21 protein-coding genes and 1 pseudogene are annotated in these 24,207 nt (G+C 32.8%); 11 read left to right on the top strand and 11 right to left on the bottom strand.

The window, feature by feature from the left end; all coding sequences use genetic code 11:
* The first annotated feature begins 59 nt into the window (after nt 1-59).
* The 4 genes from MY04_RS22585 (at nt 60) to MY04_RS22600 (ending at nt 2,668) form a co-directional block, all read left to right on the top strand.
* Complete coding sequence (locus tag MY04_RS22585; RefSeq protein WP_236941125.1) at nt 60-572, top strand: helix-turn-helix domain-containing protein; 513 nt, start codon at nt 60-62, stop codon at nt 570-572.
* 127 nt (nt 573-699) lie between these two features.
* The gene (locus tag MY04_RS22590) at nt 700-1,365 is read left to right on the top strand and encodes a hypothetical protein (protein WP_066214613.1); all 666 of its coding nucleotides are present in this window, start codon (nt 700-702) and stop codon (nt 1,363-1,365) included.
* 211 nt (nt 1,366-1,576) lie between these two features.
* Nucleotides 1,577-2,089: a hypothetical protein gene (locus MY04_RS22595; protein ID WP_066214615.1), complete on the top strand. Its 513-nt coding sequence runs from the start codon at nt 1,577-1,579 to the stop codon at nt 2,087-2,089.
* 201 nt (nt 2,090-2,290) lie between these two features.
* Nucleotides 2,291-2,668 (top strand): hypothetical protein, encoded by a 378-nt coding sequence (locus tag MY04_RS22600; RefSeq protein WP_066214616.1) that lies wholly within the window; start codon nt 2,291-2,293, stop codon nt 2,666-2,668.
* Nucleotides 2,669-3,040: 372 nt separating this feature from the next.
* Here the strand turns inward: MY04_RS22600 and MY04_RS22605 are convergent, their stop codons facing one another.
* The 5 genes from MY04_RS22605 to MY04_RS22625 all read right to left on the bottom strand — a co-directional run bounded on the left by MY04_RS22605 (nt 3,041) and on the right by MY04_RS22625 (nt 11,424).
* Nucleotides 3,041-3,457, bottom strand: a complete 417-nt coding sequence (locus MY04_RS22605) for a hypothetical protein (RefSeq protein ID WP_066214618.1) — start codon at nt 3,455-3,457, stop codon at nt 3,041-3,043.
* Nucleotides 3,458-3,696: 239 nt separating this feature from the next.
* Nucleotides 3,697-5,127, bottom strand: coding sequence for a hypothetical protein (locus MY04_RS22610; protein WP_066214620.1), 1,431 nt, complete (start codon nt 5,125-5,127; stop codon nt 3,697-3,699).
* Nucleotides 5,128-5,193: 66 nt separating this feature from the next.
* A complete protein-coding gene (locus MY04_RS22615; protein ID WP_066214622.1) occupies nt 5,194-6,516 on the bottom strand; it encodes a hypothetical protein in 1,323 nt (440 codons plus the stop codon).
* A 56-nt stretch (nt 6,517-6,572) separates the two neighbouring features.
* Nucleotides 6,573-7,244, bottom strand: coding sequence for a hypothetical protein (locus tag MY04_RS22620; protein ID WP_066214623.1), 672 nt, complete (start codon nt 7,242-7,244; stop codon nt 6,573-6,575).
* 304 nt (nt 7,245-7,548) lie between these two features.
* Nucleotides 7,549-11,424: a VPS10 domain-containing protein gene (locus tag MY04_RS22625; protein ID WP_066214624.1), complete on the bottom strand. Its 3,876-nt coding sequence runs from the start codon at nt 11,422-11,424 to the stop codon at nt 7,549-7,551.
* Nucleotides 11,425-11,778: 354 nt separating this feature from the next.
* Here MY04_RS22625 and MY04_RS22630 point away from each other — a divergent pair, with 354 nt between their 5' ends.
* The 6 genes and pseudogenes from MY04_RS22630 to MY04_RS22655 all read left to right on the top strand — a co-directional run bounded on the left by MY04_RS22630 (nt 11,779) and on the right by MY04_RS22655 (nt 15,111).
* The gene (locus MY04_RS22630) at nt 11,779-12,189 is read left to right on the top strand and encodes a Fur family transcriptional regulator (protein WP_066214625.1); all 411 of its coding nucleotides are present in this window, start codon (nt 11,779-11,781) and stop codon (nt 12,187-12,189) included.
* A 66-nt stretch (nt 12,190-12,255) separates the two neighbouring features.
* Nucleotides 12,256-12,846, top strand: a complete 591-nt coding sequence (locus tag MY04_RS22635) for a methyltransferase family protein (protein ID WP_084006076.1) — start codon at nt 12,256-12,258, stop codon at nt 12,844-12,846.
* Nucleotides 12,846-13,643, top strand: a complete 798-nt coding sequence (locus MY04_RS22640; protein ID WP_066214629.1) for a cation transporter — start codon at nt 12,846-12,848, stop codon at nt 13,641-13,643. Before MY04_RS22635 ends, MY04_RS22640 begins: the two co-directional genes overlap by 1 nt.
* Nucleotides 13,644-13,783: 140 nt before the next feature.
* Nucleotides 13,784-14,437 (top strand): annotated as a pseudogene (locus MY04_RS22645) (CatA-like O-acetyltransferase).
* 157 nt (nt 14,438-14,594) lie between these two features.
* Nucleotides 14,595-14,834 carry a ribbon-helix-helix domain-containing protein gene (locus tag MY04_RS22650; protein WP_066214631.1) on the top strand — a complete coding sequence of 80 codons (240 nt, stop codon included), beginning with the start codon at nt 14,595-14,597 and terminating at the stop codon, nt 14,832-14,834.
* Nucleotides 14,827-15,111, top strand: a complete 285-nt coding sequence (locus tag MY04_RS22655; protein WP_066214633.1) for a type II toxin-antitoxin system RelE/ParE family toxin — start codon at nt 14,827-14,829, stop codon at nt 15,109-15,111. Before MY04_RS22650 ends, MY04_RS22655 begins: the two co-directional genes overlap by 8 nt.
* Nucleotides 15,112-15,179: 68 nt before the next feature.
* On the opposite strand, the gene MY04_RS22660 is transcribed toward MY04_RS22655, so the two are convergent.
* The 5 genes from MY04_RS22660 to MY04_RS22680 all read right to left on the bottom strand — a co-directional run bounded on the left by MY04_RS22660 (nt 15,180) and on the right by MY04_RS22680 (nt 21,538).
* The gene (locus tag MY04_RS22660) at nt 15,180-16,337 is read right to left on the bottom strand and encodes an MFS transporter (RefSeq protein WP_066214634.1); all 1,158 of its coding nucleotides are present in this window, start codon (nt 16,335-16,337) and stop codon (nt 15,180-15,182) included.
* 63 nt (nt 16,338-16,400) lie between these two features.
* Entirely contained in the window at nt 16,401-18,374 is a 1,974-nt protein-coding gene (locus tag MY04_RS22665; RefSeq protein ID WP_066214636.1) for a DUF3857 domain-containing protein, read from the bottom strand.
* Nucleotide 18,375: 1 nt separating this feature from the next.
* Nucleotides 18,376-20,274 carry a transglutaminase-like domain-containing protein gene (locus MY04_RS22670; RefSeq protein WP_084006077.1) on the bottom strand — a complete coding sequence of 633 codons (1,899 nt, stop codon included), beginning with the start codon at nt 20,272-20,274 and terminating at the stop codon, nt 18,376-18,378.
* Nucleotides 20,275-20,681: 407 nt separating this feature from the next.
* Entirely contained in the window at nt 20,682-20,897 is a 216-nt protein-coding gene (locus MY04_RS22675; protein WP_066214642.1) for a hypothetical protein, read from the bottom strand.
* A 56-nt stretch (nt 20,898-20,953) separates the two neighbouring features.
* On the bottom strand, nt 20,954-21,538 hold the full coding sequence (locus MY04_RS22680; protein ID WP_066214644.1) for a hypothetical protein: 585 nt from the start codon (nt 21,536-21,538) through the stop codon (nt 20,954-20,956).
* Between the two features lie 107 nt (nt 21,539-21,645).
* On the opposite strand from MY04_RS22680, the gene MY04_RS22685 reads away from it, so the two are divergent.
* Nucleotides 21,646-22,398: a lysophospholipid acyltransferase family protein gene (locus MY04_RS22685; protein ID WP_066214646.1), complete on the top strand. Its 753-nt coding sequence runs from the start codon at nt 21,646-21,648 to the stop codon at nt 22,396-22,398.
* A 172-nt stretch (nt 22,399-22,570) separates the two neighbouring features.
* Here MY04_RS22685 and MY04_RS22690 read toward each other — a convergent pair whose 3' ends face one another.
* The gene (locus MY04_RS22690) at nt 22,571-24,112 is read right to left on the bottom strand and encodes a DUF1254 domain-containing protein (RefSeq protein ID WP_066214648.1); all 1,542 of its coding nucleotides are present in this window, start codon (nt 24,110-24,112) and stop codon (nt 22,571-22,573) included.
* Between the last annotated feature and the right edge of the window lie 95 nt (nt 24,113-24,207).

The raw sequence follows: 24,207 nt of genomic DNA on the forward strand, positions 1-24,207 counted from the left end.
ATCTACGTTTTAATGATGATGTAAAATTAAGTCAGGAATTTGAGGCATAATAGATGGGGATGGGCGACTGCTTACTATTTGCACAATGGGCTGTAGTCATATTTTTAATTGTTTCAATAGTAGTTTCAATGTTGATCCAACGACAAACAAAGCCCATTCAACAGTTTCAGCATTTAGAAAAGTCGAACAAGATTTTCGCTCTAGTATTCTTAACATTGACACCCATTTATCTCATTTTTCATTATGCCTTTGAAAAACAGTACCAACAATTTCAAATTGGTTTTTTGATGTACATTGCTTTTTCAGCTTTGGCCGCTCGTAAAATTTATGACGATTTACAACGTTTATCTTTGATTAAAAATGATGTCGAACCCAACAAACAACAGTTTAAGAATTATGCGCTTACAGAACGAGAAAAAGAAATTGCCACACTACTTCATAAGGGTGTAACTTATCAGAACATAGCTGACCAACTTTTTATTTCTTTGCCTACAGTGAAAACACACGCCAGTAATATTTACAAAAAGTGTGGAGTGAAAACTAGAAACGAATTATCCAACTTGCTTCGATGAGAGGTTAATTTGTTGATTATCAATTCTCATACTTTTGTATGATATCCTTTTTTTCAGTCTAATTCATACATTTACCCGATTGTGCTCCTCTTGCATGATCTATAGATTTGCTTCAAAAATATAGATCATGAAACACAAATTATTACTCATTGCATTTTTAAGCTTTTACACTATTGGGATTAACGCACAGGATGTAGCAGAGCAATCCAGAACACAACTTTTTACCAAAGATGATTCTTCTGAGTTGGGTCATTTAAAAAAGGACTCCACTAATACTAAAAGACCGAAACTTTTTATTGCCTATGATTTTGGAGAAGCTGTTTTTAACCAATTCAGGTCATTGGGCGGTGAAGTAGGAGTGAGGTGTAAAAATGAGCATCTCTTAAGGCTCGCTTACACCCATCTTTATTTAACAGAAAAACATCTCTCATCTGATTTTGCAAAAGCGGTCGATGGTGAAAACGTCAAAGGAAAACAAGTTGGTTTTGAACTGTTCTACGATTTTCCAGTATTAATCAAAAGCCTCTATATCGCACCTTCTGTTGGATATTATGATCATGAATACACACATACAATCTCAGATGAACAGCTTAAACAATCTTCTTTAACTGTTGGAACAGCTATCAGTTTTACCGAAACAGATGTACTAAAGATAAAAGGTCTTTACTATAGAGTTTCTATTCCAATCAGATTTCATTTTAACCCGATAGAAGAATCTCAACTTGGAGATGCCACCATCAAGAGCAATCAATTTGATAATAGTATTTGGTTTTTCATCGGCTTTGAGTTTTAATAAAATGAGGAAGATAATAGTAATTATTATTGGTTATATGTCTAAAATGTTATTTGTAATCTTTATTATAATAGTGTATAAAACAGATTTGAATATTTAAGGTTGTTAACTACATTAGGGAGTGAAAAATTAGTGGTTCTACAGTGGTGTATATCTGTAAAATTTGAGGGATAAACGCTATGGTGTTTATTCTTTGTTGAACTTAATTAAAATGACAAAGACTATAATTAAACTGTTTATAGGGATAATACTGTTCACTTTCATTGGAATAAAATATGATACTGAATTTTATAAACCAGAATTTTTCATCAAACATAAACCGAACTTTAAGATAGAATATTATAGTCCGATTGGAGAATCAGATTTGACTTTAAATGACTTAAGTGGAAATAGAAAACAACAAGAAATTGACTACATAGAATTTGTAGGAAACTATTATGAAAGAGATTTTCTTGACAATCTTTCTTATTTCATTATTCCTCTAATAAGCCTACTCATCTTATCTGCAATAGTTCAACTGATTGGGGTAATCGATAGAAAAGACCGTCTGAAAAACTTCCTATTTGGATATGTAAGTAATTTGTTATGGTTATTTGTAACATTTGCAATTTATTGGAATATGGGTGTAAACGGATTCCTTATGGTAATTATTTACTTAACTTTAAGTGTACTGAGTATCATTGCTTTGAATAGGAAAATAAAAACGAATTACAAAACTATGTAAAAATACATTAAAACACATTTTACACTAACCGTTGTACGTCTATATCCAGATGCGGGTAATAAAACTTTGAATATAATAAGTATTTTTAGCTTTCCGAATTGAATTCAGTTTGTCTGAAGTAATTTTGAAAACCTGTAGAACTGACATTAAGTTGTATTTAAACAGATATTTGTCTGTTTTCAACAAATCTTATAAATCAATTTGAAAAGACTTAGTGAAATAGAATCAAAAATCAGAGACTCTGAAGTTGTGGAGTTTCATATGGATTGGAAAATTTGGAAGACAGATTCTTTCAATCAAGAAGAGAGCATTTTAATAAAGTTTATTAAAGACAAATACCTATTAATTCTAAATCTAAAAGGGTTGGAGGTAATAGATCTCTATGAATCTGAATTCAACTCTCAATATATAGAGAATATAAAATGTTTTATTGACAAAGAAAATAAGATTTGGTTTGTGCTAGACCCTTTTGATGAAAGAATTGAAGAAATCGAAGAAAGAGACAATTTTATAATTCGATGTAAGGAATATGAATTGGAAATAAACGAAATACAAACGAATACACAACATTCTAAATGATACAATTGCCGTGTAGAGGTTATATTAAATGTATGTGCTAAATTGATGAATTGCCAAAACTTTACTTTCCTGTGAATTAAAAGATCAGTTAATTACAGATAAGCTAACATTTTGCTTATTTAGTAATCTTGAGTGCTTAATTAAATAATACCAAAAGACATATATACCAATCATTACTTCTATAATCATGAAAATAAGTTTATTAATTTCGATGATGTTTTTATGTCAGCAGATGGATACCGGAATAGATTATATGTTAGAACTAAATAATAAAACCTATAACACTAATAAAAAGCATCATAGGTTTTATATCAATTTTCAATTTATAACTAAAACTAATTATTGGTTATAACTATGAATTGTTGATCAAAATTAAAGTTGCGGTTCAAGAGCAACTTTAACTCCTGTAAGAGTAGCTCCTTGATTATCTTCAAGTTGATCTCCTAGTGCTTTGGCTAAAGCTTGGTTACCATTATTCTTATATGTGTATGGTTTTCCATCAACCGAAACTGCTAAATCAGTTGGTCCACCCCAGTTCACTCCAAGAATTGCAAGGTTTGCAGAACTAGCAGGAATTGCTACTTCATGGGTTCCTGAAATTGGACCATTTACTCCATCTAGTTTCAAAGGGCCATTATAATCACCTTTTACTAAATTAATAGTTACGTCTACAAGGTTGTTGTTTCCACTTTTAACATCACAGACTAAATAGCTCTCGCTATTACCTGGAGTATTAGATGCAACAAGAATTAGTTCATTATCACACTTTGTTATTTTAATGACACTCATTTTGAAAAATATTAGTTTTTGTCCTACTCTAATTATTTTGGCTTTTCAGTTCCGCCTTAGCAATCAAAACCAATCGTAGCTACTCAATCGATAATTTTGTTATTGATTACGTTACAAATGTCATAAACTTCTATTGGTTATATTAGAGTGTAAATACCTCTTTATTCAAAAACAGTATTTTTACTTATTATGTCATTACTGAAATTTTCGATTTTGAATGAAAACCTAAAAGAGTTTAATCATGGCCATTTAAGACTCAAATCAGGGTTAGGGCATTCTGGGAAAATTGTGGATATATATCCAAATATTTGAGGTGCGGAAGTCGATGATAATAGAAAAGCATCTTTTAAACTATTAGTTACCTTGTCGCTTTTATCAAATTTAAAAGGACCACATCTTACTTGTTTTCCTTGAGAAAATTCATTTTCTATCCATTTAATAATTTCTTTATCAGAAGAAGTAAACCTTATATCTTTAGCTAAAAGTGCAGTTGTTGGTAAAACAGGCATAACTCCAGTAGCAGGGTTGTTACCCGCCACAGAACCTCCAGTTGAAACTTTGATTCCATAACCAATACTTATTGGAGACCACCTCCAAGTTCGAGAAAAGAAAACATTAGTATCCAACCAAGGTCTAATAATATTTATTCGTTTAAAAGAAAATGAAATTTTGTATTTCATATCAGCCCCTGAATTTTCAAAAACAGTTTCTTTATCCAAAGAATTTTCATTCCATGATGCAAATAGATTACTAGAATGATGTCTTGAATTATATTCAACAGAAGGAATAGGGTTGGTTGTAGTTCCTTTAAGCCCTAAAACACCATGTTTTATTAATTGATAATTAGGCCTATCTTTTTTGTTTTGGCAGCAGCAACAAGGTTTTTGAGTCATCCCTAGACCTCCTGATCTTGATTGATTGTCATAATCATTCTCATCAAATTCAAAAGGTGTCCATAACTCAGGTTTAAACCAATCTTTATATTCAGGAATACTTGTGTTGTATTGAAAACTACTTCCATTTTCTAATTCCTTTGTATACTTATTATAACGCTTATTCAAATTATTCCAATATACATATCTTTCTTTCGGCTGTAGTTGTTCAATTGTATCTAAAGCCTTTTCTACTTCCTTTTTAAACCCTTTAGTATCCCAATCTACTTTAGAAGCATTGTATTTCGCTTTTACACTTTCTGGTATTTTTTTACCTCCATTGTCTTCAGTTGCAGTGGCTGTTTCCAAGTCGTCTAATGCACAGTAAAAGTTTCTTGAATAGTATTGGTACTTTTCAAAAGCTGTTGTAGGTTTTTGATCTTGCCATAGGTAATTTTCAGCCTTCTGTAATTCTTTTTTTTCTAATTCAGAAAGGTCGGTAATGGCCGTTTCTTTTCCATCTAAAATTAATTTATAGACATCCGAGACTAAAGCAGATTTTGCTGTAGAGACATAATTACATTCTAAAGTTGAGTTTAAAAAATTACTGATATAATACTGTGTTTTTATATCGTTTGGATCTAAACCAGTTTCTACTGTTACTCCAGGAATTTGAATAGATAGTAATGAGGATGGGTTATTTCCCACCACACCCGATTGACTTAATGCTTTTGCTAATTTACTATATAACTGAGAGAAAAAGACGGGTTCAATATTTTCATTATTACGGTAATTCATTGATCTATATAATTTTATAAGAAAAATGGAGCAAGAATAAAATCTTGCTCCTTTGTATTGAATTAATTATGACCAAGGTAAATTTGGATTGGGATTCGGTAATTTCGGGAGGACCTGACTAATTGCTGCTATAATTTGGGTGTCCTTAATTTCAATTTTATTACCAGCTATAGTACCCTGGATCTTATGATCTTCTTCTCCATAACTTACTCTTCCTGAAATACTAAATGGACCAATTCCAACTGTTGCTGAAGCTTCAACATTTCTTTTTAAGGTTTCTTCAACAGTATTTGTGAACTGTCCAATAATCTCTACATTTCTTGCTAAAATATAAGTTGTTGGAAATGTAACAAAAGCTCCTGTAGGTCTAATTCCTTCAACAATACTTCCTCCTGTTGAATATTCAGCGGCAGGGGCACTTTCAGAAAATTTCCAAGCTTCACTGTTAAATAATAATGGATTCATCCAAGGACGAGTAAGGGTAACTCTCATTAATTCACACTTGAAAACAAGATTAGTTTCATTAATTTTAGTATAACCCTTATCTTCTTTATATGATCCTTCTCCACTAATAGAAATAATACCATAGTCAAAACTAAGGTTACCGGCTGCTGTTATTGATCTTGAATTGGATTGATTGTCTAAATCTTTTTGATTAAACTCAAATTTTGTCCAACCTTCTTCTTTGTGCCAACTTTTATATGATGGAGCCATTATTACAGGGCAGAATCCCATCCCATTATCAAGTTTTCCTTGATTATCTTCATATATACGATCAAGTTTTTCCCAAAATGCAGCTCCTTCTCTTCCTTGGTATTGGGAGATGATTGCTACATTGGTTTCTTGTTGCACTTTTCCTGCTACAATCCAGTTTTGCATTGCAGCTTCTTTTTTTGCCTTAAGGCTAGCTTTAGGCTTATTTGCTGGGATTTTGTCGTTCTCATAAGTAGCCCACGCTTCATTATATGCATCTTCTGCATCTAAATAAGCATACATTGCTTCATCACATTTCTCTTTTAGTGAATTATAGCTTTCAATTGCTCCTTGTAGCTTTTCTTTTTCTTTTTCAGATAGGTCAGCTAATGGGAATACTTTGTAGTCCAAAATACTTTTATAAGCGTTTGAAACAGATAACGCAACAGGAGAATAAGTTGTGTTAAATTCAGTAGATGTATCAAAAATCTGTGAAATTTCTTGATTATCAGCTGGTTTTGATTCCGGGTCTAATCCTACAGGTATATACTGACCAGGATTGTAGACTGACAAAAGTGATTCACCGAGTTTTAATTCACCCATTGGTGTTGTTACTCCAAGGGCAGTAGCGATTTTAGAGTAAAGTTTTTCATAAAGAACTACATTGTAGTCTTTGTTGTTGTCTTGGTTTTCCATTGATTTAGAATTTAATTTTCCTTTATAAGTTTTATTGTATAGTACCCTTAAGTTTATTATGGTAAAATTGATTTGATTAAACCATAAGTCATTCCTACATTTTTTTCATTCTGTTTTCTTTCAATGATTACATAATGAGAAATGGATTGGGATTTAGAGTAGTTGTGAAAAACATGTTCCTTTAGATTATTTTTTTTATGGGATGAAATATTTTCAAATTTCCATTCATCCTCATGATGAAATAATACTACATAAGGTTCTTCACTTGGCATACGGAGTTTAAAAGTTACAGGTAGTTCATCCGTCATATATCCAGACAATTCAAGCATTTTGGTTTGAGTATGTGTGAAGTTTACACCATCTCGAGCTTTGTTATTATGCCATGAACACAAAGGCATTAGGTAGCATATACCACCATCTTCAACTTTACCATTGGAATTGGTTGTCATATGACCACCAACAGAAAAGTCCGGGTGTGAGCTATTGTCTGGGGCATGAGCATTAGTTACATAGCAATTGCCATCAATATCATATGATTGTAGTAACGAATTCCAGTTTTCACCTTCATGATTTGGAATTTTTTTTGGATCGTCACTACTTCCGTCTACATTATATAAATCATCAGAAATATAAACGACTTTAGCTCCAGTAGATTTTACACTGGGTTCTCCTTTCTTAAGTTGATTAACGAAAGATTGAATCTGTTTTAAGTTTTTAATGTTATTCAATTTTATATTTATTTAGTTTGAGAGTTACTAATATCTTGGTAGAAGTTTTTAACTCATTAAATATCTTAAAAGAGATATTAGCTACTCAATCGATAATTTTGTTATTGATTACATTACAAATGTCATAAACATCATAGTGTTTTATTAGAGTATAAATACTCCATTTTATAAATTCAGTATTAATACTCACCAACTATTATGATAAATACTAAAGAACTATGGAGTGAGAAATGGGTAAAAAAAACACTCTGCCAATATTAAAATCAACAGAGTGTTTCATCAAAAAATATGATCGATCTACAGCTTATCTTTTAATAAACTTACCAGTAGCTTCAGTAGTATTGCCTTTGGCTTTGTAGATGTATAAACCTTTTCTCAATTTCGATACATCAATTTTACCTGTGCCTTGGATAGTCTGACTTGATACCAAAGTACCTGTAATGGTGTAAACATTAAATAGCATTGGTTCATTGATGCTATTTCCTTTTAGATATAAAATATCTCTTACCGGGTTAGGGTAAACAAGGAAATCTGAAGTCTTCGTGTCTTCGATACTTAATGGAGGATCTGTGTCATCTCCTAAAACAACTAGGTAGACGAAATCGGAGTAACGATCGTCTTCTGATGTTGCCCAAATTTTTACCGCACCTCTTTTATGAGCCGTAACAATTCCGTCTTTTGAGACAGAAGCAATAGTGTTGTTAGCCGATTTATATTTGATTTCTCCTAAAATATCAAATGTTTCAACTTCCAATTCTAATGTCTCCTGCTTTTCTAGAGTGGCAGTACCTGGAGTTAAAATGATTTGTCTCGATGCTTCACCACCTTCAATTTCACCTTTGTAAAAACCGCTACCCATAACTGCTGCCCAAAGAACAGTAGGATCATTTACATCAAATTCTACTTGATTGATATTGTCAGGCTGACCAACCGTATGGTTACTTTTGATCCACGTTTCGCCACCATCATTACTTAAATAGAAGCCAGGATTGGCGGTAATAACTCCTTGAGATATGACTAAGAGGTTACGATCGAATGGGGAAACATCAAAGAATTCGATAAACTGAGACTCGAACACTTTTGTCCATGATTGTCCATAATCATCAGAATAGTACAATCCGCCACTTTTTACATCTCCTGCTCTTCGTCCTGCCGTTACATATAGTCTTCCTGTATGATCGAAAGTGACGCTGTTGATGCCTTCGATGTAATCTGCCACTTTTATTTTCGTCCAATTATTTCCTCGGTCAGTCGTATGGAATAAACCTCCATTCTTACGCACTTCTTCATTCCATGGGGCAGCGGCAAAAATAGACTGATAGGTACTGTCTCTTGGATCAAACGCTAATTCTTGTACCCACATTTTAGTAGGCATTCCATTGTTACTTGGAGTGAATATTTTCCCCGAATCAGTCGATTTATGGAAACCACCTTCCTTGTCTTTATCAGGACCATCCGTTCCACTTCCTCCGCCAGAACCAGCTACTTGTGTTACTCCAAAGTACATATAATTGGGTTGGATCGGATCAATAATAATGCTGTTCGTCCACATCCATTCTTCGGCTTCTGTGGCTTTACCCCAGTCCTCAAACGTCTCGGCTCCATCGGTAGATTTATAGATTCTATCCAAATGTTTCTGACGCATAGATGTTGTGTATACCGTGTTCACATCCCATGGGTGAGTAGAAATTGCAAAGACACTTTCCTGTGTTTGAGGAATGTATTTTACAGCTTGTTTTCCATCTACACCATCGTTTGTACTACGCCATAAGTGATGCTCGCCAGAACCTAAATAAAGAATACCTTCACCCAAACGTCGGTCTTGGAAAATACACTGTCCAGGCAAGTTACTATCACCCGTTCCCATAATATTGCCATTGCTTGTGTAGGTTTCGTTTACTTGCTTGAACGTTTCTCCTTTATCTGTACTTACAAAAGTGTTGTGTGCATAAATCAACATCACGTCACCTCTAGTATTTACAGCACAATAGCGTAACGATCGAAGCGGGTAATTTTGTCCCCATTGCTGATTGGAAAGTTGATGCCCTTCTTCCATATTATCGTTGTAAGGGTTGTTTCTTTCTATCCAATAATCCTTATCATTTTCCCAAGCAGGTCCAAAATCACGAGCAATATTGATCCAAGAAGTACCTCCATCGGTTGTTTTCCATAAACGACCCGGAATAATTGATTTTTGTATTTGAGCATCATAAAAACCAACATACAAACCATTTTCTTCGCTAGGATCTACATTTAAGGAATTGAAATATTGCAAAGCAGCAGTAGGTAAGGTAGGATACTTACTTCTCGCTTCCGCTGTGGTGATATCAAACCATTTCGCTATATATTGATAATAGTTGTCCGATACACCACCTGTAAGACGATTAATATCAAGACCTAAGTTTCCATTTATATTTTGCCAAGTCGCCCCATTGTCGTCCGACTTAAAAATACCGCCATCCGATCTAGTTGTTTGTCCGTTGCCATGATACCTAACCTGATCAGCTACATACAAAACAAAACGACCTGAAGATTTATCAAAATAATAATCCATATCCATAATGGTATTATTATCTAATTTGCCTTCCCCAATGTTGGTCCATGTTGCTCCAGCATCAGTTGATCTGAATAAACCATATTGAGAACCTGCAAACACAATATTACTATTGGTTGGATGAACGATGATACGTGAGAATTGTGCTTTTTCGTCTAACCCTTGTGTAAGTTCCGTCCAAGTAGTACCCGCATCTGTCGTCTTCCAAATCTTCCCTTGGTATTTGATATTGTCATATATATTCTCGTTACCTCTTGGATTGGCAGCTGTTGGGTTATTCACCGTACTCCAAAGTTGTTGCTGACCTCTACAGAAATTACCAGCACCAACATACCATGTAAAATTGTTACTTGGATCTATAGCTACCGCTGATACTTTTCTGTACCAAGATCGACCGTCTCTACCACCATCAAACTCGAAAGAATACCAAGGACATTTTTTAATTTCTGTCCAACTACGAGCAGTATCTTGACTAAAATAAAGTCGAGAAGACTCAATAGCTACAGCATATTTTTCGGTTTTGGTAGAATATTGTAAATCGTATAAACGGAAGAAATTACCTTCACCATCAACATCTTTAATGGTCTTCCAGCTCTTTCCATTATCTTCAGTTTGATAGGTATTGCCCATATCCGGTGACTCTACACAGAAATCAGGAAGTAGAGGATGATATCTCAAGAAATTAGAGAAACCAGCATTACCAGGACCAAATTGTGTCCATTTTACTTTGGTTTCCGACTTCACTTTTCCCGATTGTACCTGACTCATGTATTCATCATAAAATGATTTGGTAGTGAAACACCATACATCACCCACGATCACATTGTCGTTGGCTTCGATTTCGTCGACACGCCAGAAGTACTTTGTATCATTTTCTAAATCATCAATAACTACTTGACTATCCGTAATATCTGTCGCTACCTGTTCTAAATCATCTGATGAGGTACCTAAATAAACATTACTTTTTACAGCAGTGATACCTTTTAACCATTGCAATTGCACATCGAAAGAGGTAATCGCTGTCGCCTCATTTTTTGGTGATGGAGTAGTGGGCTTTGCTTCCGTTGCTAACTTTACCAATTTCACATCATCAATATTTAGATAAGCACCATTTTCTAAATAAGGAATTCTGATGTAAGGAAGGAAAGTGGTGTAACTATCGTCTACCTCAAATTCGATGAGCAATTGTACGAAATCATCTTTGGCACCACTAATAATCGTCACGATATGTTCGCCAATACTACTAGAACTACCCTGTCTACCGTCGTGCACATCAACGGTAATAGTTTCACCTGCTCGGTCTACATCTGTTTTATAATAAAATGAGAATTGGTATTTCCCTGCATCCAAATCTGGATAGTATTCATTACGAAATGTGGGCGTTCCGTTTCCATAATCTCGAAATGCGATTTTAAGTGATCTTGATCCAGTTCTTTTCACTTCGGTATCTATTTCGAAACCAATAAATGGCCAGGCTCTCCAAAGAGTTTTTGCTTCATAATTGTAATAACTCTCATAAGAACCCGAAATTGATCCGTTTTCAAAACTTTCATCAGGAAGTAAGTTTGTTTGTCCAATAGCACAAAAGGACCATAAAATTAAAATGTGAAGAGTAATATATCTCATACTTCTATAGCGGTTTAATGTTTACTTTTCATTTCAATACTTCAAAAAAATACACTTATCTAGAAGTGCTTAACGTAAACATAGCCGGAATGATGATAAATATCTGTTTAAACTAATTCGTAAAACGGGGGTGAATTATTATCTGAATTTAAAATCTCGATTTCAATTTTTTGAAGAAAGAACAAGAAACGATTATTGGAAATAAAGTGATGTGGTTATGACGTGTTTTTTTTGTTGTTTGAATAAGTATGGGGGAATATTTTTTAGGTTATCGGGGGGATATGTTTGAAAATCAAAAATTACATTTTATTATGATACAATTGATAAGAATTCATTATATCCTAACTTTATGATATGAAAAATGAAATAGATAAAAAGCTATTAGCAAGAAATATAAAACCAACTGCTATGCGTCAGTTAGTCTATGATATCTTATTAAAAAACAATAAAGCATTAAGTCTTTATGAGATAGAACAACAATTTGATAATGTTGAACGCTCCACTATTTTTAGAACATTAAAGACTTTTCAAGAAAAATTACTTATTCACAGTGTAGATGACGGTACTGGAGCTGTAAAATATGCTCTTTGTGATGAAGATTGTAAATGTTTGCCAGACGATCTGCATGTACATTTTTTATGTAATACATGTGGGGCTACCTATTGCTTAAGAGAAATGCCCATTCCTAAAATTGAATTACCAAAGAATTTTTCATTCCAAAATGCAAATTTTGTAATAAAAGGTATTTGCGAAAAGTGTAAGTAAAACTTTGCAATACTAGTGCACTTGTTTCTTCTATAAATTTGATTAATCATTTAAATAGAAGTAATCATGGCAATATATTTATTCATATTTTACTGTTTGTTTTTTATTATCCTATTTATAGCTCCGAGTTATTTAACTTATAAACAAACAGGTATTCATCCTTTCAGATTTACAGAAGAAGATACTACAATAAACTATGTAGGAAAAGTATATAAAATTATATCAGCGATCTCTTTTGTTACACTATTTATTAATGCATTGATACCTAGTTTAATGCAATTCCTCATTCCGATTGAATATCTTGAATCTGAATTAATTTCATGGTTTGGTCTGTTCATGATACACTTGTCATTTGTCCTTATTTTTATTGCTCAACGAAATATGTCAAATGAATGGCGAATTGGTATTGATGATACAAATAGAGTTCATTTAGTTACAAAAGGAATGTTTAGTGTTTCTAGAAATCCCATTTTTCTAGGAGTATTAATAGTTTTCTTAGGCCTTTTTTTGATTTTGCCGAATATAATAACAGCTATAATTTTAGTAACAGGTATGGTTGTTATACAAACACAGGTTCGCCTTGAAGAGGAGTTTTTAGTAAACACTTTAGGAGTTGAATACAAAGTATATAGGAGTAAAGTTAGACGTTGGTTATAATGATAAAATCAAATTTTCATATCTCAAAAATGGATTGTCCTTCGGAAGAAAATATGATCCGAATGCAATTAGACAGTTTAGAGTGTATTAAAAAACTTAAATTCGACCTTGAAAAACGAAATCTTATTGTTTTTCATTCAGAAGATAACAATGAGATTATAAAACGATTGGAAGTATTGAATTTAGGAGTAAAGTTTTTGAATAAAGAAAACATAGATGTTTCCGAATTAGAAGTCGATGATACTAAAAATCAACGAAAATTGCTTTGGTCTGTCTTAATTATAAATTTTGTTTTTTTTATCATCGAAATAACAACTGGATTTATCTCTAAATCAATGGGCTTAGTTGCAGATTCACTTGATATGTTAGCAGATTCACTAGTTTATGGATTAAGTCTTTGGGCAGTAGGTTCAACAGTAATAAGAAAAAAGAAGGTTGCTCGATTAAGTGGTTACTTTCAAATCACTCTAGCAGTTATGGGGATTATAGAAGTCATACGAAGGTTTTTGGGTTTCGAATCAATGCCTGATTTTCGTTTAATGATTGGTATCTCCATTTTAGCTTTAATAGCCAATGGGGTATGCTTGTTTTTATTACTTAAATCAAAAAGTAATGAAGCTCATATGAAAGCAAGTATGGTTTTCACATCAAATGATGTGATTATTAATTTAGGAGTAATTATAGCAGGAGTTCTTGTCATATTTACAAAATCAAAATACCCAGATTTAATAATTGGAGGGGTAGTATTTTTAATTGTTGTTAGAGGTGCTTTAAGAATTTTAAAGTTAGGAAAATAGGTATTATTAATTTTTTACTCCCTAGTATGGGCGTAGCACTTCAACGACCATACAATGGCATATATATGAATACTGCTTGAAAAGAGCACCAATAATTAATAAAAATCTATATTGAGAATAACTAAACTAAATCTGAAAAAATGAAACCAATTTTTACAACAGTCTCAGAAGACTGGAAAAGAAAACCGTATTTCGATAATTACTATTATAATATTAAGACAAAGTATAATATCAGTCATCACATTGATATCACAGACTTCAAAAATGAAATATAAGAAAGAGGACTTAAGTTTTTTCCGTCAATGTTGTTTGTCATACTCAAAATGATAAATCAGACTGATGAGTTTAGAATGGGGTTTAATGAGGAGGGAAAATTAGGATGTTGGAATTATGTTAATCCTGTTTATACAATTTTTCATGAAGACGATAAAACATTTTCGGATATGTGGAGTGAATACAAACCTGACTTCCAAGATTTTTATAATGAAATAATCAATGATATTGAAACGTATAAAGAAGTTAGAGAAGTGAAAGCAAGAGGTTCCCAACCGGTTAACTTCTGTCCAGTATCTTCAATTCCTTGGTTAAGTTTTGAAAGTTTTAGTCAGGATACATATTGCGAAAGTACACTTCTTTACCCCATTATTAGAATGGGTAAGTTTTATGATAAAGATGCTAAAGTGCTTTTACCCATCTCTGTTTTTGTTAATCACGCAGTGGCAGATGGCTATCATACTTGTAAATTAATTAATGATATTGAAGAGTATGGAAAAGCAGTTTCGTCGTGGATCTAATTTAGAAGAATAGTCAATCAACACGAATACTGTAAAATTTCAACGTTAAAAAAACACGTTTGTAAATCCTTGTCTAAAATATTTTGTTCTATTTGATTCTTGATAATTAACTCAAAATGGTGTAAATTAGGTGTATATTTACACCAAAAGAATCATTATGTTAAGACAAAGTATATCACTGACTGAACCAAACGATAAATGGTTAAAGGAGCAAGTTGACAGTAAAGAATATTCAAGTAAAAGTGAGTTGGTAAATGATTTAATTCGTCAAGCGAGAAAGCAACAATCTCAAATTGATTGGATTAAGTCTAAAATTGAGAAAGCTGAAAAAAGCGGTTTTACTCAAGATTCCAAAGAAGAAATATTATCACAAGCTAAGACATCTTTAAATGGCTAATTACAAGCTTAGCAATGTTGCAAAAGAAGATTTAATAAGAATATATCGCTATGGAGTGGAGCAATTTGGAGAGAAGAAAGCGGATAAATATTTCAACTCATTTTTTGAGTCATTTGAAAGGATTGCACAAAGACCTTTTTCTTATGAATCAGTAGATTATATTAAATCAGGATATAGAAGATGTGTATCTGGTGTTGACAGTATTTATTTTAGAGTAATAAATGAATCTGTGGAGATAATGACAATTATCGGAAAACAAGATTTAGGGAAATTATAATGTCATCCGTACGGACGTTGCACTGCAACGTCCCTACAAGGGCGTATACAAATGAATGATATATATATTTATTTTTCTTTCAAAAAATAAAGCCCAACCAAAGGCCCAACACTCAACAAAACAAAAACATACTCAATAGATATGATTTCTTGCAGCAGACTAATCAATTGAATACTCACAATTGTAATAGCAAAGCCGATACAATTTACAATAGTTAAAGCAGATCCCTTCAATTCTATCGGTGCATTCTGAGCGACTAGAGTAGAGAAAAGAGGAGAGTCGGCAATGACAAACATACCCCACAGCATTAAGAATACAATAAAAAGAAATTGTGACGATTGATAAAATAGAAGAGGGGACATCAAACAGCAGGTGCATGACAAAAGTAACGCTAATTGGGCTGTTTTTTTTACGCCTATCTTTTCAGAAATATACCCTCCAATGATACAGGCGATACTACCGAGTCCAATCACCAAGAAAGCATACAAAGAAGTGTTGGCTTCCACTTGATGTATAGTATTGTATGCGATGATCATCAATGGAACAAATGCCCAGAAAGTATAGAGTTCCCACATATGACCGAAATACCCAAAAGCAGCACTTCGAAATTTTTCTTTTTTGAAAATTTCAAAAATGGCACTGAATTGAAAAGAACTTGAAGACTTCCGAAAAGGGCCATCAGGAACGAAAAAGAAAATACTTAATCCTCCAATCAAAGCTAAAATTGATGTTGATACTATCACATAATCCCATGGGAGACCACTTGTAAATACTTTCAACGCATGTGGGAAAGCAGTTCCTAATACCAATGCTCCCACTAAAAAGGATAATGATTTACCTAAACCATGTTCGAAATAATCAGCGGCTATTTTCATTCCTACAGGATATATTCCTGCTAAGAAAAAACCGGTCAGAAATCGAAAAAGAAGAAGTGTATTGTAAGTATTACCATGGTAGACTATTCCCATATTGAACAGACTTCCAAGAAGTGCACAAATAAAAAATACTTTAGAGGGAGAGAAGCGATCGGTGATGGTAAAAATAGCGAAGACCAATGTGCCAATGATAAACCCAAATTGAACGATAGAGGTAAGCGTTCCAATAGCGTTTTCATTCAATTGTAATGTAGTCACTAGATCACTCATCACGGCATTACCTGCAAACCATAAGGAGGTACAGCAGAATTGAGAAATGACAATGAGAGGGAGAATAAGTTTGTTGTTCATTTAGTGTTTGAAATTATATTGTATGGATGTATATCACAACATCCATACAATATAACTCAAATTTTATAAGTCTGTTTCTTTATTGGTCATCACTAAAGTAACTTTATTAAAGTTAGCGGCTGAATTGATGAACTTCCTAAACTGATCGTAGACCTCACGAGGGAATTTATACGTTTTATACACTTCATCTACAGTAATAAATAACTTATTTCCTTCTAAGGTGTAATCCGATTTGAAATAGGCCACTTCTTTTCCTTGTACCACTATTTTATTATCAATTTGGATACTTTCTAAGCCTTCTAACTGATAACCTGCAGGAATATCAATAGAGATCTCATGGTGGTAGTTAGAGATTGTTGACATGACGATATCATGCACTCTTTCTTTTTCTTGATATAATTCTGATTGTTTACCAATCAACTTACCTATGGAGATCAAATATTCATTTCCGGCTCTTTCTACTAATTCTGGGGTAGTATACTCTACATTAATTTTGAAATAACTCTCAGGATCACTAGAAAGTTCGATTTCTCTTCCCTCGATGTCCCAGTTTTTTACTTCATAATTTTCATAAGAAGAAAGGATGACTTCCTTAATAAATTTTTCTTCAGATGACTTATCATTATTTGAGAAAGCAGAACGAAAGCCAAATGATCTATAACCTTGAGAATAGTTTTGCATTTTTACATTTGGAAGAGCAAGATCATCAGAAAAATCAAGGTTTGCTTTCACTCCAATATGATTTACAGAATCACTTAAGAAACCTAAGTTGTCAAACTTACTGAAGTTTTTAGTCAGTTTTCTTTCTGCATTTCTATAATCGATAAACAATGCCTCAGAATCCATCAAACCGGAATGAACAGCACCATAACGCATATGATAAGCATCGGGTAATAAGAATTTCTCATATTTAGGGAAGTAGAAAAAGAGATCAGTAATATCATCCATAGAAGCATATCTTTGATCTATACGACCTTCATATCGATTACTCCCCATGACCAACTGATTATCAATTCCTAATTGATCAAAGCAATACATATATAATTTGATTATTCCTCTATAGTTACCATTACCGTTGGCTACAACTGATTTCGGGTTTTCTAAAAGTTCCCCTCCACCTTTTGCAACTCGAATGGTTGATTTTACCTTATTTTCTAATGCTTTAATTTTTTCTTCTTCAGAAATATTCATTGCAGCAATATCTTTTACATATTTCATCGCTACTTTTTCTGATTTTGGAGAGTTAAAACTGTTCAACATTCCATCGATGTAGTAGTTCCATGTAAAAAATTTAGTTCTAGAATTACCATTACTACTTAGTTTATGTTTGAACTTCATATAAAGAGGATTCTCATAGGCATACTCTTCTTTAACAAAGGCAGGGATATTTTTTTGATTAAGTTTAATTACTCTAGGTAAGTCGTATTTCTTTTCAATACTACTGGATAAACCATTGTAAGACTTCGTTTTTATTGTCCACGTTTTAGGGTAGTACAATTTGATACTACAATCTAAAACTGGAATTTCTCTTTGCACTTTTTCGCTCCCATAAGGAACAATTGGCATTTTAATCGTGTAAATATATTCAGCTTCACCACCCACTTCAAGTCCTTCTATGGCAAATATTTTTACATTTTGAATGCCCTTCACATTCTTAAGTTCTTTAATATTCTCTTTATTCAACATAGTGATTTTGCCATCTGTGTTGATTGACCTCACTTTTAACTGAATAATTTCTGATGAAGATCGAATAGGAATATACACTCTGTTGTGTTTTTCAATGCCAGCATCAGAGTTTACATGCACTAAGCTATGAATGGTTTTGTACGTATTTGCTTGATTATTAGTAATGCGATGCTGTATGATACGATGATCTTTTAAAACAACAGCTTCATATTCTTTATTTTCTTCTGAAATAGTAGCTAATTTAGGCTCTTTTTCCCAATCGTAATCTTTATACATTTTTGGGTCATTTTGTCCAACAGCGTTAAGCGTAAAGACAGTCAGTATGAGCAAGATACTTTTTAAGGCTTTCATTTTATTGAGTTTTTGTTTGTTTAATAATGATATTCTCTTGGTTTATTTCGGATACATCTTTGATAAAGCTATTCCATTCAGCAAAGTCAGATGGCGATAGCAAAAGGTAATCGGAAGTAAAGTTTCGAGAATAGACAATAGTTTGATCTTTTATTTGATACTCAGTCGTTATACTACCAAAAGAACAAGATTTTGATGTTCCTTTTGGTAGATAGGACAGTTCATATCCTTCTGGAATGTCGAAGGTGACAATAGAAGAAAATTGACGTTTGTATTCCTCTTCATAAGAGTGTTTTCTTGTTTCTACATCTAATTTTTCTCCAATTTTAAGCTTATGTAAGTTTAAATTGATGTAGAATCGATTGCTTACATTTCTACAATAATTGGGTAGTTGAAACTCAAAATAAATTCTACCCACTTTTTCACCCTTAGAAAAGCCATCTACTTTTTTAGAGGAGAAGCTGACATTGTTTTTGCCAATATCAATAAAATCTCTAAAACCTTTAGTTTCATTTTTTAATTCTGATTTAAAGGTACTCGCATAGTATTCCTCTTTGGCATAACCTGTGAGCTGAGTGGTGTAGTTTCCTTTCAAGTCAGTACCATCCAATGAGATGTGTGCCGAGTCTATTCGAACATTCTTTTCTGCTGATATTTCTGGTACCACCTTAATTTCGTAAGTAGCTCCTTTTCCAATAAGGGCCTCTTTCCCTTGGATCATACTTGTAGGCATACCATAATCAGAAAACGGATTGGTAGCATCTAGAAATATAGTAGTGTCATTTTCTGTAATACTACAAATCATATGATTATCCGTCATAGTACATGGCATTTCCTCATAGGTATAAGGTTTAGCTCTTGTCCCAATCCAAGTGAGATGAGCATTGACATCCATCAATCTATAAAAATTATAAAGCAGGTTGGCCATATCTTTACAATCTCCATATCTTTTTGTGAGTACCTCGCTAGCACTTCTTGGAATAAACCCTTCCATGCCATCTTCAAAAGCGATATATTTTATGTTCTTTTGCACCCAATAGAAGACCGCTTTTTTAGCCTCTTCTTTGGAAGATGTACCACTAATAATTTTGTCTAATTGATCTTGTAATAATTTCTCATCTTCTTTATCAATTAGACTGACTAATTTTGAATACCATCTATATAAATCATCCACTCCAGAAGAAATGTGGTGAGTTTTTCCCTGATGTGTGTAAGATTCTATCAAGATTAAAATATGAGGAGAACTGTATGATCTAGATGGACTATTTTTTTCAAATTTATATTCTTCAACATTGCTTAGCGTCCATGTATACGTAGTTTTATTCCCTTTTTTAGTTTCGGAAAAAGCAACATTATGATTTTCTAAACCAAGTAATACTGGTTTTATCTTTACATTTTTATCAAACGTAACAGAGTATTCCGCATTCTCAACGAAATATCTATCTTGGAAATAAAATGGTTTTATAAAATGAGCATCATAAATCTGTTTTGTGTAATTCAGTTTACCAATAACCGATTTCGATAGTTGTGGAAAAGTAAATTCAGTAGCTTTATAATCATTGTAAAAGATACCTCTTTGGAGGATATCTCTTGTCGAATAATTTTTTACTTTAACCGACTTTGTCTTTCCATTATTGGGAACAATAGAAGTGGCTTCTATTTGAGTGATTTTTTCAAATTTAGAATGAAATATCGATTCTAAAGAGTTTTGTTCGAAGTTATCAAAAAACTGTTTTTCTTCTTCATTCTTTTCTAGAATGTGAATGAAGCCATTAAGAAATCCAATAGTTAAATGAGTATTCTTCTTTTTATATATCACATCACCAGAAGGAGTGTTTGCAATACAAAAAGAACTCATTAGTATTAAACTCAAAAGGCTTAATAAGAGACTTTTTTTCATTGTATTAAGAGTAATTAGTCAAATTTAGGGTATGACAAGTTGTTTGCTTTAAGAATAGATTAAATATAAATCTTTAAAAAATGAGGAGTTGATACGCCTTTCCTCATGTCAAAAATAATAATTTGATAGCTTTAAAAAAATAGTTGTACAAATTATATGTCGATCATTTGCTAATTCCATCTCATTCTTAGTAACTAATCTTCATTTTACACTTTAATTAAAAATCAACATTTGATTTTCACCTAATATTAAATCCATTTCATATACTTTGAACATTTTTTGATGTTGGTTGAGCATTTTTTGAAGTCCCTTAAGCATCGGTTTCTTTTCCTTTGTGATATACAAAATGACTAAAATCGATATGAAAAAAAGGACTACAAAACTAATTTGTGGGTTGATCAGTCTACTCACTTTGTGGTCGGTAAATGTTTTTGTACAAGAACAGTTACCAGTTTAATTAAACCTACAATAATATCGTTGGGATAATCAAAATAGTTAGCTTTACAATCAATTTTATTATTCTTGATGATCATGGATTCACCTTCCCAATTTCCACCGTAAATATCACTTAGATGTTTATATACAGTTTGTGGAGAAATATCATTTCCTTCGTATTTATGCATATATGAATTTACAAAAAAATGTGGATGAAAGAGAGATGCTAAATATTCATTATGAATTATGTAGAAATGGAGGGAATGTTTTTTTGTAATATTATCATTTCTTCAATGAAGGCCTTCTGATAAGCTTTTTCAATCTTATTTACTTTGATATATTTTTCTTTGTTCTTATCTCTTTCCTTAATCTTAAATTGATTTTTGTTTAGTAAAGTTATTTTTTCAACATCATCAAATAGAAGAGTGGTTTTAGAATTTAAAGAATTTCTAATAATCAATCGATCTGATGTGATTTCAACATGAAAGTAGTTCCATTTATTTTTTATAGCTAGATAAGTTAATACAATAATTAAGGTAATAGCTATAGGCATTAAAAAGTGAATCTTATCAAAAGAAATAAGTATAACAAAAAATAATGTGATAATACTTACACTTTGATCTTGGCCTAAATAAAAAGCATGAAAAGGAAATATTTTACTACTCTCTAATTCACTTTTAAATTCTTTTGTATTCAAATCATAAAGTATATGCACGCTTAATATTAATGGAATAGCCCATAAACTTTCAAAGTTGCTCTGATGGTTAAAATAAGATATTATCAATATGATGATTAAATCAACTAAAAGAAGGTATTTATTGAATTTCATGTTCTTAGTAATAGTTTTTGTAAATATATAATTTTTTAAGGTCAATTTGACATTTATTAATAATCCAAAATAAGAAAATTGCGTTGTTTGTTATAAATTAAACAATCATGAAATTTTTACGAGCAACTTACAGACTTTTTCGTATTTCAACCTGTACGATTTATTATATTATTTGGGGAAAATTACATTCTGCTAGAAGTGAAGATCCCGCTAAGGTGACCAAAAAAATGCTTAGAAATTGGGCGAAGAAATGCCTATACATTCTAAACTACGAGGTAAAAGTAATTAACCAAGGCAAGCTTCAGCCTAGAGGCATAATCATGTCGAATCATAGAAGTTATGTCGATATTTTTATACTTTTTTCTTTGTATCCATCGAGTATTGTGGCTAAGAGTGCAGTAGGAAAATGGCCTGGCCTGCGTTCTGCTGTGAAATTGGCCGATATGATTCTGGTCGATAGAGGTAACCATAACTCTCGACTGAATACCATGAAGGAAATCAAGGCAAGAGTGGAAAATGAGAAGCGTGTGGTATTATTCCCGGAAGGTGGGATAGGAGATAGTTATTACCCTCAAAAGTTTAAAGGGGGGAGTTTTCTTATTGCCTCTCAATTGAATGCTCCTATAACACCGATTACACTTTGGTACGAAGATCAAAATGATGCCTGGATGGGAAGCATTAGTTTTGTCAGACATTTTTATCAGCAAATGGGTAAAAAGAAAAGCTTTGCTACCATCAAAGTACAGCCTCCTGTACAAAATGATGATCACAAAGCTTTATCGAATGAGGTGTATGATGTGATTTATCAATCGGTGAGTGATTTTGATAATCTTCAAAAAGAAAACAAACAGATTGCTTGATGACCTTGCTTTTTCCTAGGGTTGAAACCCTAGGCTTGGAATAATTATATCTGTCCCGACTGAAGTCAGGACAGATTTAGACAATACTTTAGTGTTGTCTAAAAAAATTATTATTAGCCCCAAACTTCAGTCTGGGGTACTATATCAAGTGATTTGGTAGGTAAGGAAGATCTTACTCCACCAAAACAGCATCCGAAGGATACCACTCTCCATCAAACCAAGGTTCTAAAGGACCATATAATCTAAAGATGGTATTCCAACCTTTACCTGGAACAGTTTGTATCCAGTTGTTTTCCATACCTTTTGGTGCTTTTGGACCAATGTAAATGTCCCAGCTACCATCTTCATTTTGAACCAATCCCTTTTTATTATTGTCAATGCCAGGGAATCTTTGATCGGTTTGTAACATCGAACGGGTTTGATTATCGTAGATGGTAAACGACCAGAAGTCTTTCATTGGAGGATTGGCAGGGATGTGGAATTTATATGTTTTGCTTCCATCGAAAGTATTTCCATCTTTATCTGAGTAAGCAATAGCATATTGCGACCCTTTACCAATAATTTTCATTGACATGGCAGGAGTAATACCCGTTGCATAAAAGTGGAAAGCACTTCTTGCATCTAATAATCGAACTCCATTATGTTCGAATAAGTAACTCTTATAAGCCAATGGATTTAACCATTGTGTTCCTTTAAACTTGTATAAATATTCGCTTCTAGGTTTTGCCATTTGTGTTCTTACAATGGCACTACCTAATTTGGATGCTTCTTTTAAGATCGCTTGCATTCTTGGATCAGGATTGAAAGGTTTGCCTTTTTCAATACCTATGGCAGCAAGAGTACCTAATAGTTCAGGGTTTTCAGCAGCTGTTGGTTCAGATTGAACTACTGCATTAATCTCTTCATAGATTCTTTCATCCATTCTGTGAATTGTATTGATCTCTTTGCCAGAAACATTCACAAAATTCATTTTTGGTTGATTATCTTTTTGAGATAATGGATATACTTTAAAAGTCTTTTTAGTCGATTGTACAGCAGGTTGTGGGTCTCCATCTTTCTGGAAACCTCTCCAAATGACCCAATGACCATATGTTTCTGCTTGTTTTACAAAATATCCTTTAGGTACATCACCTTTATAACCAGGAGGTAAAATCAAGAACTTGCCTCCCTTAGATTTATCTGGACCAAGACGACCGAAGTCGGCTACATATTTAAAATAGTGATCATCAATAATACCCAAAACATCTGGAGGAGTTTCAATCACCATAGGTTCGTCTCCTAATTCCAACCAAGAACACATGTATACTGAAGTCGTATTTGCAGTAAGGAAGAATGATTTAGAATCCATTAATTCCTCAAAAATAAGGACGGTTTGGTTGGCTGGACCATATTCTAGAATACCACGTTTCATGGCTTCCATAGAAGCAATGTGAATACCTTTTGTGTAGGCATCGACAGCGTTGACTAAATCTAGATAATCATAGACTTTTTCTGCTGTTTTTGGTTTAGGTACTCCATCGAAGAACGATAATTCTCCTAGAGTTTCAGTTTTAATTGTATTCGGACTTTCAATTCCTGATGGAATCTTCGTCGTCATTTTCATTTTTGGGATTTGAACAGCTTCATTTTTTGAAGTATCATTTGTAGACTGTCCGCAACTCGAGAATAATGTTCCCATCAATAGGATGGATAACAGGTGTTTGTAGTTAAACATTTTCGGTATATGTTAATAGTTTGATAGTGAATATAATCTATTTTTAGCATACAAAATTAAATTTCAGCTATTAATTTAGATTTATATCAAACATA

It is taken from the genome of Flammeovirga sp. MY04 (assembly GCF_001682195.2).
GTDB lineage: Bacteria > Bacteroidota > Bacteroidia > Cytophagales > Flammeovirgaceae > Flammeovirga > Flammeovirga yaeyamensis.

What these genes read in the sequence shown, in the direction of transcription:
- MY04_RS22585 (WP_236941125.1), top strand. Translation starts at nt 60, where the DNA reads ATGGGCGACTGCTTACTATTTGCACAATGGGCTGTAGTCATATTTTTA.
- MY04_RS22590 (WP_066214613.1), top strand. Translation starts at nt 700, where the DNA reads ATGAAACACAAATTATTACTCATTGCATTTTTAAGCTTTTACACTATT.
- MY04_RS22595 (WP_066214615.1), top strand. Translation starts at nt 1,577, where the DNA reads ATGACAAAGACTATAATTAAACTGTTTATAGGGATAATACTGTTCACT.
- MY04_RS22605 (WP_066214618.1), bottom strand. Translation starts at nt 3,457, where the DNA reads ATGAGTGTCATTAAAATAACAAAGTGTGATAATGAACTAATTCTTGTT.
- MY04_RS22610 (WP_066214620.1), bottom strand. Translation starts at nt 5,127, where the DNA reads ATGAATTACCGTAATAATGAAAATATTGAACCCGTCTTTTTCTCTCAG.
- MY04_RS22615 (WP_066214622.1), bottom strand. Translation starts at nt 6,516, where the DNA reads ATGGAAAACCAAGACAACAACAAAGACTACAATGTAGTTCTTTATGAA.
- MY04_RS22625 (WP_066214624.1), bottom strand. Translation starts at nt 11,424, where the DNA reads ATGAGATATATTACTCTTCACATTTTAATTTTATGGTCCTTTTGTGCT.
- MY04_RS22630 (WP_066214625.1), top strand. Translation starts at nt 11,779, where the DNA reads ATGAAAAATGAAATAGATAAAAAGCTATTAGCAAGAAATATAAAACCA.
- MY04_RS22635 (WP_084006076.1), top strand. Translation starts at nt 12,256, where the DNA reads ATGGCAATATATTTATTCATATTTTACTGTTTGTTTTTTATTATCCTA.
- MY04_RS22640 (WP_066214629.1), top strand. Translation starts at nt 12,846, where the DNA reads ATGATAAAATCAAATTTTCATATCTCAAAAATGGATTGTCCTTCGGAA.
- MY04_RS22650 (WP_066214631.1), top strand. Translation starts at nt 14,595, where the DNA reads ATGTTAAGACAAAGTATATCACTGACTGAACCAAACGATAAATGGTTA.
- MY04_RS22655 (WP_066214633.1), top strand. Translation starts at nt 14,827, where the DNA reads ATGGCTAATTACAAGCTTAGCAATGTTGCAAAAGAAGATTTAATAAGA.
- MY04_RS22660 (WP_066214634.1), bottom strand. Translation starts at nt 16,337, where the DNA reads ATGAACAACAAACTTATTCTCCCTCTCATTGTCATTTCTCAATTCTGC.
- MY04_RS22665 (WP_066214636.1), bottom strand. Translation starts at nt 18,374, where the DNA reads ATGAAAGCCTTAAAAAGTATCTTGCTCATACTGACTGTCTTTACGCTT.
- MY04_RS22670 (WP_084006077.1), bottom strand. Translation starts at nt 20,274, where the DNA reads ATGAAAAAAAGTCTCTTATTAAGCCTTTTGAGTTTAATACTAATGAGT.
- MY04_RS22675 (WP_066214642.1), bottom strand. Translation starts at nt 20,897, where the DNA reads ATGCATAAATACGAAGGAAATGATATTTCTCCACAAACTGTATATAAA.
- MY04_RS22680 (WP_066214644.1), bottom strand. Translation starts at nt 21,538, where the DNA reads ATGAAATTCAATAAATACCTTCTTTTAGTTGATTTAATCATCATATTG.
- MY04_RS22685 (WP_066214646.1), top strand. Translation starts at nt 21,646, where the DNA reads ATGAAATTTTTACGAGCAACTTACAGACTTTTTCGTATTTCAACCTGT.
- MY04_RS22690 (WP_066214648.1), bottom strand. Translation starts at nt 24,112, where the DNA reads ATGTTTAACTACAAACACCTGTTATCCATCCTATTGATGGGAACATTA.